Raw genomic sequence first — 12,222 nt, 5'->3', positions numbered from 1 at the left:
TTTGGTTTGCAACTGAAAAGATTTACTTTTTATAAAAAAATAGTACAGTTCACAAAAAATGCAAACTGTATCTTTTTAATCACTATTAAAACAATGCTTCTAGTCTATTCTGATTAAGTTCAGGATATCGGTTCAGTATTTCATTTATCGTTTTAAGAATCTTAGTTTGATATCCCTCTATATCGTTTTCTATTTGTAATACTAAAAGTGGCTCATGTAAACTCATCCGTAAAAGAAGCCATCCATCTCCATATTCCCCTTTAAAGTCAATTCGAACTCCTTCTTCATTTTCAGGATTTACTACCCAGTCTTTCGGAATCCAATTAGGGAAATCTTTGATTACTTCTAACCCTTTAGCTTTGAAATCTTCAGTTTCAATCTTAAATCGAACTTCTACAACTTCTTTTGGTTGCACTAGCTTTTTAATTAATGAATCTAAGGTATCCCCTTGAGCAACCAATCTAGGAAGCAACATTAGTATTTTTGCGACCACATATGCTCCATCATCTAAGAAGTAATTCTCTTTGAATGCTGCATGACCACTAGTTTCAATCGCCAACTGACAATCAATTCCTTGATTATTTAATTCTATTGCTTTGTTTATAACGTTACGATAACCCGATATATATCGATATTGACTTCCACCTAAATTCATAATGAAGTTTTTCAAGTGTTCAGTTGTAGGAGAATTCGTTACTATTGTTGTTCCAGGATGCTCGCTTATCGCAATCACACTTAAAACAGCAATTAAATTATTTCTATTAAGAAGTTCTCCACTTCCTGTTACCACTGCAGCCCTATCCACATCTGTATCAAAAATCACTCCATAATCAGCATTGACTGCTAGAACTTGATTCTTAATACTCTCCATTGCTTCTTTATTATCTGGGTTCGGAATATGATTTGGGAAAGTTCCATCTGGATCTAAGAATTGCGAGCCTTCAGTTTTAGCACCTAGTTCTTCTAGTACATTTTTAACAAAGAAACCTCCTGCTCCATTCCCAGCATCGACTATGATATGTAATCCTTCAAGCGGTTTTTCTTTTTCGCTCTGACTCCCCTTACGAATCAACTCCACTAAATGATGGCTGTAACGTTCAAAAATACTTTTCACTTCTATAGAAGAAACTGGTCCTTGTGATAGTTCTTCCTTTTCATCCACCAGTCCAATAATGTCACGAATATCACTAGACTCTAATCCGCCCTCAAGCGTGAAAAATTTCAGTCCGTTATAATAATATGGTAAATGACTCGCAGTAAACATTACTGTCGCATCGCAGTTAAATTCTTCAAATTGAGTCGCCATAAACATACTTGGAGTCGTTGCCATTTCAAAATCGATTACGTGAACCCCAAAAGCCGATAATACTTTAATAAATTCTTTTGTCAAATCCGGTCCACTAATACGACTATCACGACCGATTCCAACAATTAATTCCGAAATGTTTTTAGACGGATACCGTTTCTGTAACCATTTCACGAATGCACTCGCAATTAAACGACTCTCTTCTACTGTCAACGTTGCATCAAACTCTTCTGTCGCAATAGCAATACCGCGAATATCTGAACTCAGTTGTAACTCTTTGATTTTTGACATGGGAATCCCTCCTTAGCTCTAGTCCTATTTTACCAAAAGCGCTAATGCATTAATAGAAGATTCCCAAAAATTTATCCTAGATAACAAAAAAGCAAGCAGCCTTTGCTACTTGCTTTTAACTCAGCTATCATGAGTTATGATTTACGATAGGTTAATTGAATATATCTTTCATACCATAAATCGACATATTCTGGCGAGAACGGGCCTTTTTTATTATTAATCCAATCCACAAGAATTTCTACATTTGCCTTTAGGATTTGATCAATTTCTTTCGAATAATGCATTTGTCGTCGATGTAATTCATACTCATCGACATCAAGCAATCGTTTTTCACCATCTGGAAAAATCTTAATATCTAAATCATAATCGATATATTTCAACGCCTCAGCATCCAATACATAAGGCGAGGCAAGATTACAATAATAAGATATTCCCTTTTGACGAATCATCGTTACAATATTAAACCAATAATGTTTATGATAATAAAGTAACGCTGGCTCCCTCGTCAACCATCTTCTTCCGTCGGACTCAGTCACAAGAGTATGATCATTACAAGCGATAATAGCTTGGTCGCTTGTCTTCAAAATCATGCTGTCGCGCCAAGTGCGATGAAGACTACCATCATGTTTATAACTCTTGACAGTGATGAATTCTCCTTCTCTGGGATTGTGCACCACTATATCCAACTTTCTGTATCTATTTAAGAGATAACTCTTAGTGTTTTTCAAATCACTAGTAGTATAGCATATTTCTAGCATTCTGTGAACAAAAAACAGTACAGCGATGCGATTTTAGCTCATTCATTTATAAAAGCTCTTGTCCGACTAAAATTTCGCACATTTTCCCTTGAACTCTTGATTGAGGCAGAAGTTTCATCTCTTCTTTAGTAACCCACTTTAGAGTTCTAGATGAATTATTCTTCACCTTACCTGATACGTTCGCATATTGTAATTCAATATCCCATCGTTGGTGACTGAAAATATGCTTGACCGATTTAGGAAGAAGTCGAATCGGTGTTAATTTCATTCTGTAAAGACTTTCAAATTGAACTTCTAATGGTATATTCTGATTGATTTCATAATTTGAAGATTCTTCTAGCATGCCCTCAAATAGGTCAATCGATTCTCCAATTGTGCTGAAATCACGAATCAACGGAAAATGCCAAAAGCCACTGAGCAAATCCGCTTGTGTATTTTTTTCAACTAAAAATCTCCCTTGCTCATCCTGAACCACGAAGGCTCTCCACTTCATTGGCGTGGGTTTCTTCTTCGGTTTCTTAATCGGATAAATATGCATCGTTCCATTTTGATACGCTGCACTAAATTCCTTCACCGGACTTTCTTCTGGACGAGGATTCACCGGAGACTCGATATCGGAACCTAAATCCATCAGAGCCTGATTAAAATCTCCGGGTCTGTCAGGGTCAATAAGAATTTCAGCAATTTCTTGGAAAGCCCATCGATTGCTTGGGTTTCCAATATCTAAATTCACTTCAAATAGTCTACTAATGACTCGCATCAAATTTCCATCAACTGCTGGTTCTGGCAACCCGAATGCAATACTTGCAATCGCTCCAGCAGTATAAGGGCCTATCCCTTTTAACGATAGGATTCCGTCATAAGTATTTGGAAATTCTCCACCAAACTCTTCCATCACTTGAATGGCTGCCTTCTGCATATTACGTACTCGTGAGTAATACCCAAGTCCTTCCCAGCATTTTAATAAAATCTCTTCAGGAGCTTCAGCCAAATCTTTTATAGTTGGAAAAGTTGCTAGAAAACGCTCGTAATATGGAATTACTGTATCCACTCTTGTTTGTTGAAGCATGATTTCGCTCACCCAAATGAAATATGGATTTTGCGTTCTTCTCCAAGGCAAATCCCGTTTTTCTTTATCATACCAATCTAGTAGCGCCTTTCTAAAACGCTTGATTTTCTTCTCGTCCCACATTTTTACGCCAATTCCGGCTAAATCCATTCTTCTTTCTCCATTTCAAATTGCGCGATAGCTTGTTCAATCACACTGGAGGTAAATCCTTTTTGATACAACTTCCCTTTGATTTGATACCATAGCGCTGATTCATTATCTTCATATTTTTTGGTGATACGTCGGTAAATAGTTGCAATCTCCTTTATTGCCAATTCTGCTTCCATCTCGTTTTGAGCTTCAAACGATAGGAAAGGAACTACTTCTTCGGCAATTTCTTTCGAATATCCTTTTTGCATCACGAATACTTTTACCTTTTGCTTTGCTACTTTAGTAGTAACTCTTTTTTGTCCTTTTAAATACGACTGAGCGATTTGAATCGCATTTTTGAGCTGCTCTTTTAGAGAATAGCCTTCAAGAACGGTTTGAATGACTTTGTCACTAATCCCCTTCTTCTGTAAATCAAAAATGACAGACTTCGGCCCTTTGAATGTAACAAACTTTGCCTGATTCAAATAGCTTTCAGCATAAAACGTATCATTGATAAAATTTTGTTCATGTAACTTTCCAAGAACTTCATTAATAATATCGTCATCGAATTCCAATTTTTCTAATTTTTCATAGACTTCCTTCGTCGAACGAAGCTTGAAGTTTAAAAAGTGTAATGCTTTTTGATAGGCTTGCTGAATACAATCATCATGCTGAATTTCTTCAATTTGTTCTTTTGTTAGTTCGGTTCCTTTAAACAAGGCATACTTTACAACTGTTGCCTCATCTACACCAAAGGCAAAAGCATCATTCAAATAAATATTGTAACGCCCTTTTTTCTTCTGAACTTCAATTTTTGTAATGACCATATCCCCACACTCCAATCTACTTAAAATATTTTAGCAAAATACACAGATGAATAAAAGTTTAACTCTCTAATCTACTTTCATATACGAAAAAGGCTCACTAATAGTGAGCCTTTTTGAGTCAATTAATTAATCTTTATCCATCCCCATTGCGCGCATAGTTGCTTTAGAAATTTCAACGATTGGAACAATTGAGAATGCTGAACCAACTACAAACAACCATTGACCCGCCGTTAGAGTCGCTACATCAAACACCGTTGTTAATCCAGGAATCACCATTACGCTTAGAAGCATTACGGCTGATAATAGGATTGCATAGTTAAACATCTTGTTCTTGAATGCACCAACTTCACCAAGTGATTTGTACACTGATTTCACGTTGAACGCATGGAACAATTGGATTAACCCTAATGTTGCAAACGCCATGGTTTCCCCAACTGGATTACCCCATTTCGCTACTTCAGTCGCATACCAGAATACAAATAAAGTAATACCACCTTCGAAGAAACCTTGGTAGAAGATACTTGGTAATACACCGTTTGATAAGAAGTTCGAGCTCTTACCGCGTGGTGGGTGGTTCATGATATCTGCTTCTGCTTCTTCAAGACCCAAAGCAATCGCTGGGAATACGTCTGTTACTAAGTTGATCCATAAAATATGGATTGGTTCTAGAATTGACCAGCCAGCCATTGTCGCAACAAACATCGTCATTACTTCACCAAAGTTGGCAGATAGTAAATATTGAACCGCTTTTTGGATATTCGAAAAAACTTTACGTCCTTCTTCAACAGCTACTACGATTGTTTCGAAGTTGTCATCAGCAAGTACCATATCTGAAGCACCTTTAGAAACCTCAGTACCTGTAATTCCCATACCAACACCGATATCGGCTTGCTTCAGTGAAGGAGCATCGTTTACCCCATCTCCTGTCATCGAAACAACTTTGCCATTCTTTTGCCAAGCTTTTACGATACGAACTTTATGTTCTGGAGATACTCGAGCATATACAGAGTACGTTTCAACAGTACGTTCTAATTCTTCATCAGAAATATCGTTTAATTCGCCACCAGTTAATACTCCGTCTTCTTGATCTGGACGAAGGATACCTAAACGTTTTGCAATCGCTTGGGCTGTATCACGGTGGTCACCAGTAATCATGATTGTACGGATACCAGCTGATTGCGCTACTTTAATCGCAGCCGCTGCTTCCTTACGTTCTGGGTCAATCATCCCTACTAAACCAGCAAAGATTAAATCATGTTCGATTGAATCTGAATCCACTGTTTCAGGAAGAGTATCAATCACTTTGTATGCCATTGCTAACACACGAAGCGCTTGAGTAGCCATTTCTTTATTTAATTTCATTAATGTTGTACGGTCATCTTCAGTGAATGCAGAAACTTCACCATGTTTATCAATCTTAGTCACACGGTCTAACAACATATCTGGAGCACCTTTTGTCGCAATCAAGTATTTACCGTCTTCTAATTGATGGATCGTTGTCATTAATTTACGAGTTGAGTCAAACGGAACTTCAGCAATACGAGGAATGTTCACTAACTCTTCTCGAACATCATAGTTTTTATCCAAACCGTATTGAACCATCGCTGTTTCAGTTGGGTCCCCTAATAATGAATTGTCTTGAGAAATCTTAGTATCGTTGGCTAAGTTCATTACACGAAGCGCGATATTGTCTTTAGAAATTTCTTCTGACGCATCATGAATTTCGTTGTCATAAACCATTTTTTCAACCGTCATTTGGTTGAGTGTCAACGTTCCTGTTTTATCGGAGCAGATAATTTCCACTCCACCTAATGTTTCAACAGCTGGCAATTTACGAACAAGCGCGTTACGTTGCGCCATTTTTTGAGTTCCTAATGCAAGGATAATTGTAGAAATCGCTGGTAACCCTTCTGGAATTGCAGCAACGGCAATTGCAATCGCTGTTAATAACATATGAGTCCATTCATTTCCTCTAAGCATCCCTACTACGAAGATAATAACAGCAATCACTAAAATCATGATTGTTAGCCATTTACCAAGAGCATCTTGATTTTCTTGAAGTGGTGTTTTACCTTCTTCAGTGTTTGCTAACATATTAGCGATTTTACCAACTTCTGTATTCATACCAGTACTTGTAACCACACCAACAGCACGGCCATAAGTTACGTTTGTACTTGAGAACGCCATATTTGTACGGTCTCCAATCCCTACTTCATCTCCTGTAGGAATCACTAAGTCTTTATCCACCGGAACAGATTCCCCTGTTAAAGCAGACTCTTCAATTTTTACTGTATTCACTTCGAATAAACGCATATCCGCTGGAACGACATCCCCAGCTTCAAGGATAACGACGTCTCCGACTACGATATCTTCCCCCTTAATATGTTCTACATGTCCATCACGTAAAACACTTGCTACAGGTGAAGCCATTTTCTTCAACGCTTCGATAGCTTCTTCAGCTTTTGATTCTTGGAACACCCCTAAAATAGCATTCAGTAATACTACTGCTAAGATGATAATGGCATCTGTAGGATCTGGCTCACCACTATGTGCAAACATCGAAACAACCGCAGCGACTAAAAGCACTAAAATCATGAAATCTTTAAATTGATCCACAAATTTTTCTAAAAGTGATTTTTTCTTACCTTCCTGTAATGTGTTTGCGCCGTATTTTTCAAGTCTAGAAGCAGCTTCTTTTGAACTTAATCCAGAAGGGCTAGATTGAACTTCTTTAAAAACTTCCTCCACTGACTGTAAATATACGGGGTTTGTTTGTTGTTCCAACAAAATACACTCCTTTTTCTTTTTCTATAAAAAGAGAGACTTATGCCCATCATCCGTTTGATAATAAACATAAGTCTCACTGTTCAAGATAATACCAGCGAGAATTCGCTTGCTGTTGATATTATCGCAACGATTGGTTGCCAGTTACTCCCTTATAGAGATCGATTATTGTTGTAGTTACTATACCAAATAAGTGTGAGATTTGCAAATTTTTTAGATAAATTGTTAACCTTTCTTTTTACCTAAATTTCGCGGATTTTAGTCAAATCCAACCGCTCTAAAGAGGGAGCATTTTTCGAGATAAAGTAATCATCAAGACGCTTCGACTTAAGGTTCATGGTTTGTAGTCTCTCTTCTATTATTGAATTTTTCTTAAACACCCATTGTGTACCGTGAAGAACTCCTTCGTGAATTCCTAACGATATCATCCAATTCTTAGCGCGCTTACTTTTTTCGATATATTTTCCAACCATTTCTTTACGATGTTTCTCAAACATTCCGTTTTCAATAAAAAGGGTAAAAGTTTTTTGCATCATCACGTTTGAATCGTAATCCATCCACTGCTTGCGCATTGAAAAAGTGTCTACCAATGCTTTAGGCAAGACAACAATCCCTATTTTCAAGGCTGAAAACAAAATAGACGAAAAGGATTTTACGTAAATAACTCTTCCATCCATATCGTAATAATGAAGTGGTGTTGCATTCCCCTCTACAAAGTCTGCCATATAATCATCTTCAATAATATATACAGAGTAACGTCTCGCTAGTTCTACAATTTTTTTCTTTGTCGCTTCACTATAACTTCCACCAAGAGGGTTATGAAACCTAGAAATCGTATAGAATAGTGAAAATTTTCCACTCGAAAACAATTCCTCTAATCGGTTTAAATCAATTTCTCCGTCAATTCTGCGATCAATCGTTTCGTACGGAATGTTCAAATGCTTCACCAATTCATTCATTCGTGCATAAGTCGGTTGTTCGAGCAACACCTTTTTCCCTTGAAATATCTGTAACAAAATATAGAGCGCTTGTTGCGTCCCCGTCGTGATTACTAGTTGTTCCTTTGCAGCATATACCCCATACTCTTCTAAAATAGGCATTAACGCCTGAATCAATTCATCCATCCCAGAAGCTTGCTCTTTTTTGGTTAGTTTTAGATCATGCGCACTAGCAAGCGATTGATTAAAGCATATACGCAAGTCCTCAATTGGAAGTTGAGAATAGTCTTCTTCAAATTCCTTCAACGGTTTCGGCTCAGAATTCTTTAATACATAAAAGCCACTTTTTTCGACCGCATAAATAAAACTTTCATCTTTTAGACTACGCAAGGCACGTTGTACCGTATCCTTATTAACCCCGTATCGAGAAACTAATTCTCGAATTGAGGGAAGTTTATCCCCTTTTTGTATAGTTCCGCTTAATATTTCGCTTTTTAATGCTTGTGCTAATTGTTGATATTGATACATGACACACCCCCACTGTACCGGTACAGTTCATTTTCATCCCTATTGTATCCTCACCTGTCCCGTTTTACAATACAAATACATTGAAAGTCGAGGAATAGATATGAAAAAAATATTAATCGCAAACGACTTACCTGGAATCGGCAAAGTCGCACTCGCCCCCGCTATCCCGATTTTTGCTTGTTGTCAGATTGAAACGATATTACTACCAACAGTACTTCTATCATCTCATACCGGCGGATTCAAAAATATCGCGATTGCGGACCAAACAGAATTTATGAGGCAGTCACTTTGTCAATGGGAAAATCTGGAATTAAAACCGGATGCTGTTTTAACAGGATACTTCCGAAACACAGAACAAATTGAATTAATGATCGATTCCATTGAAAAATTGCCAGAGTCTACGAAAATTTTTGTCGATCCAATCATGGGGGACAACGGGAAGTTATATATCGGATTTACAGCAGAACACGTTGATGCGATGAGAAAACTCATTCAACATGCTGATGTGATTTATCCCAATATTACGGAAGCCTGCTTATTAACCGAAACGGCGTATCCTACCGGAAAAATCACGATGGACTTTACAAGGGAACTAGCCAAGAAACTAGCTGAACTCGGGCCCGAGTACATCATCATTACTGGATGTCCTGATAATGAGGAAGTTACAGGCGTTCAACTATATTATAAAGAATCGGATTCATTTTTTGATTTTTATACAACAAAATACCCGCATCATTTTTACGGTACAGGTGATACACTAGCCGCTTTAACAACTGCGTGCATCCTTCAATACATGACCGTGGAAGAAGCCCTATCGTTCACACTTAATTTTATCGACGAAGTGCTTCAACTGAGCAGTCAACAACCTGAACGAATTCCATTTGGTCTTCCAATCGAGAAAAAACTTGGAATGCTTACAACAAAATTTACAACCGAGGTGTCATTATGAAAAATACAGATTTAAGAGATTTAGTTCAAACAAGCTTATTCGCAGCTTTAATTTTTTTAGGTATAAGTGTCTTTAGAATTCAAATACCATTTTCCACACAATTCGTTCATTTTGGGAACGCACTTGTTGTTGTGGGATGTTTATTATTTGGAACAAAACAAGGAGCCATCGCTGCAACCATCGGGCTTGGAATCTTTGATATCTTAAATGGTTATACCACCGTTGTCTGGGAAACCATTCTTGAATCATTAATTGTCTGCTTAATCATCCATCTTGTTTACGAAAGAGCATTAAAGAAAGATGATAAAATTAGAAACATCATCTTAATTGGTGTTTTAGCAGCCCTCACAAAAATAATTGTGAATATTATTAAATATACATTTTTACGCGGAATGATTGTCGGAGGCCTTGCCTTAGCTCCAGCCTTTATTCAAGCCATCAATAAGATTACAGGGACTTTCGGTTCAGCCGCCCTTACTATTATCGCAGTTCCAATCATATATCCACTTTTTAAAGAAGCCTTAAAACGTGTAAAAAGATAAACAAAATAGCTATTACGATTGGATTCGTAATAGCTGTTTTTTTCCCACTGAGGGGAATCAGAACCCCTTTAATTGTATTCAAAAGAAATAACTCCTCGGAGTTATTGTGGCAGTAGTAGGGATTTATAACCAATGTGAATTAGGGAGAGTTGCGATTTATTCGCTACTCTCCCTTTGAAGCTTGGTAGGTTTGAGACCTTAGACTCAAACCGGTATCCTACTATTCTTGCCACAATAACAACTCCGAAGGAGTTCTTTTGCCTTGTATATAACTTTTTTCAAAGTTGAACTCGAGCTCACAGGACTGACGTCCACTTCCCGTAGTATCCGCACGACTTGTTCCAAGTCCTTTGCGTTACTCCGGTCCAGTGTTTCAGTCCTGAGCGTTCGCTCTCGTATCCTGTTAATAGCCTTCTGGATTTTTCTTTTGCCAGTTCCATGAGTCGCGAACCATATCGTTCAAGTTCTTTTCAGCTACCCATCCTAGCACTTCTTTCGCTTTTGAAGCATTCGCATAACAAGTTGCAATATCTCCTGCACGACGAGGTGCAATTTTATAAGGAATATCCACTCCATTTTCCGCGATAAATGCTTTTACTAAATCTAACACACTGTATCCAATACCAGTTCCTAAGTTAAAGACTTTTGCACCTTTTTGTGCCGCATTGTTTTTAACTGCAAGTACGTGCCCACGAGCTAAATCAACAACGTGGATGTAGTCACGAACTCCAGTACCATCATGTGTATCGTAGTCGTCACCAAACACGCTTAAGAATTCGCGTTTACCAACAGCTACTTGAGTGATGTATGGCATTAAGTTGTTTGGAATTCCGTTTGGAGCTTCTCCAATCAATCCACTTTCATGCGCTCCGATTGGGTTGAAGTAACGTAAGTTTGTGACAGACCAGTCGCTATCTGAGAAAGCAACATCATTTAAGATTTGTTCAAGCATCACTTTTGTATAACCATAAGGGTTTGTTGCGCTAGTTGGCATTTCTTCTTTAAAAGGAACCACGTTGTTCATTCCATATACAGTTGCACTTGAGCTGAATACGATATCCTTCACGTTAAATTGACGCATTACGTCTAATAATACTAATGTTCCTGTGATGTTGTTGTGATAGTATTCTAAAGGTTTTTCAACAGACTCTCCCACAGCCTTGAACCCTGCAAAATGAATCACTGAATCGATATTTTCTTTTTCAAAAACAGATACTAAGAAATCTCGATTTAGAATATCTCCTTCATATAAAGGAAAATCTTTCCCTGTGATTGTTTTTAAACGGTTCAATACTTCTGGCGAGCTATTTGAGAAGTTGTCAACGATCACAACTTCAAATCCTGCTTTATCTAATTCAATGACTGTATGAGAACCGATATATCCAGCTCCACCTGTTACTAAAATTGCCATATTTACTTCCTCTCCTTAGTTCAACACATCTTCTGCGTGATCTTTTTGTAATGTTAAAATACGTGGACCATCTTTTGTAATGGCTAATGTATGTTCAAATTGGCAGCTTAATCCACCATCTAATGTATGAGCGGTCCACCCATTACTTTCCATTTCTGCTTTCCAAGTTCCAGTATTCACCATTGGCTCAATCGTAATAACCATTCCTTCTTTTAAACGAAGACCCTTTCCTGGTTCGCCGTAGTGAGGAACTGCTGGGCTTTCATGAATCGTTGGTCCAATTCCATGTCCGATAAAATCACGAACAACAGACAACCCTTCACTTTCCACATATGTTTGGATTGCGTGTCCAATGTCCCCAATACGATTTCCAACTTTAGCTTGTTGAATACCTAAGTATAAAGCTTTCTTTGTCACTTCATATAGGTGGTCGATTTCTGGAGTACTTTCACCAACAATGTAACTCCAACATGAATCCGATAAAGCGCCTTTTAATTCCACACAAAAGTCAACTTTGACTAAATCTCCTGATTTTAATGGTTTACGACGCGGAAAGCCATGACAAATTTCATCATTGATACTTTGACACGTTGCATATTTATACCCTTCATAACCAATTTGAGGAGCAGATCCGCCTGCTTCTTCAATTTTTCTTTGGACAAATTGATCGATATCCCAAGTAGTGACACC

The 12,222-nt window shown here is 37.7% G+C and carries 10 protein-coding genes; 2 read left to right on the top strand and 8 right to left on the bottom strand.

Features of this window, described 5'->3' with window-relative positions:
- Window positions 1-85 precede the first annotated feature (85 nt).
- The 6 genes from ACO5V7_RS08370 to ACO5V7_RS08345 all read right to left on the bottom strand — a co-directional run bounded on the left by ACO5V7_RS08370 (window position 86) and on the right by ACO5V7_RS08345 (window position 8,630).
- Window positions 86-1,597, bottom strand: coding sequence for a phosphohexomutase domain-containing protein (locus ACO5V7_RS08370; protein ID WP_485485812.1), 1,512 nt, complete (start codon window positions 1,595-1,597; stop codon window positions 86-88).
- Window positions 1,598-1,731: 134 nt separating this feature from the next.
- On the bottom strand, window positions 1,732-2,271 hold the full coding sequence (gene ntdP, locus ACO5V7_RS08365; protein WP_039849260.1) for a nucleoside tri-diphosphate phosphatase: 540 nt from the start codon (window positions 2,269-2,271) through the stop codon (window positions 1,732-1,734).
- A gap of 130 nt (window positions 2,272-2,401) precedes the next feature.
- Window positions 2,402-3,574: an A/G-specific adenine glycosylase gene (mutY, locus tag ACO5V7_RS08360; RefSeq protein ID WP_485485811.1), complete on the bottom strand. Its 1,173-nt coding sequence runs from the start codon at window positions 3,572-3,574 to the stop codon at window positions 2,402-2,404.
- A complete protein-coding gene (locus tag ACO5V7_RS08355) occupies window positions 3,565-4,380 on the bottom strand; it encodes a regulatory protein RecX (RefSeq protein ID WP_485485810.1) in 816 nt (271 codons plus the stop codon). Before ACO5V7_RS08355 ends, mutY begins: the two co-directional genes overlap by 10 nt.
- A 126-nt stretch (window positions 4,381-4,506) precedes the next feature.
- Window positions 4,507-7,164, bottom strand: a complete 2,658-nt coding sequence (locus ACO5V7_RS08350) for a cation-translocating P-type ATPase (RefSeq protein WP_485485809.1) — start codon at window positions 7,162-7,164, stop codon at window positions 4,507-4,509.
- A 242-nt stretch (window positions 7,165-7,406) separates the two neighbouring features.
- Window positions 7,407-8,630 carry an aminotransferase-like domain-containing protein gene (locus tag ACO5V7_RS08345; protein ID WP_485485808.1) on the bottom strand — a complete coding sequence of 408 codons (1,224 nt, stop codon included), beginning with the start codon at window positions 8,628-8,630 and terminating at the stop codon, window positions 7,407-7,409.
- A gap of 100 nt (window positions 8,631-8,730) precedes the next feature.
- Here ACO5V7_RS08345 and ACO5V7_RS08340 point away from each other — a divergent pair, with 100 nt between their 5' ends.
- Both ACO5V7_RS08340 and ACO5V7_RS08335 read left to right on the top strand, forming a co-directional pair.
- Complete coding sequence (locus ACO5V7_RS08340) at window positions 8,731-9,579, top strand: pyridoxamine kinase (RefSeq protein WP_485485807.1); 849 nt, start codon at window positions 8,731-8,733, stop codon at window positions 9,577-9,579.
- Complete coding sequence (locus ACO5V7_RS08335) at window positions 9,576-10,121, top strand: ECF transporter S component (RefSeq protein WP_485485806.1); 546 nt, start codon at window positions 9,576-9,578, stop codon at window positions 10,119-10,121. Before ACO5V7_RS08340 ends, ACO5V7_RS08335 begins: the two co-directional genes overlap by 4 nt.
- Before the next feature lie 403 nt (window positions 10,122-10,524).
- Here the strand turns inward: ACO5V7_RS08335 and galE are convergent, their stop codons facing one another.
- Both galE and map read right to left on the bottom strand, forming a co-directional pair.
- Window positions 10,525-11,532 carry a UDP-glucose 4-epimerase GalE gene (galE, locus tag ACO5V7_RS08330; protein ID WP_485485805.1) on the bottom strand — a complete coding sequence of 336 codons (1,008 nt, stop codon included), beginning with the start codon at window positions 11,530-11,532 and terminating at the stop codon, window positions 10,525-10,527.
- A 15-nt stretch (window positions 11,533-11,547) separates the two neighbouring features.
- A partial coding sequence (gene map / locus ACO5V7_RS08325; protein WP_485485804.1) for a type I methionyl aminopeptidase occupies window positions 11,548-12,222 on the bottom strand: 675 nt, incomplete at its 5' end.

Source organism: Granulicatella sp., from assembly GCF_057274575.1.
Note: the sequence above shows the minus strand (reverse complement) of the source record. Positions and strands in the feature narration are given on the sequence as shown.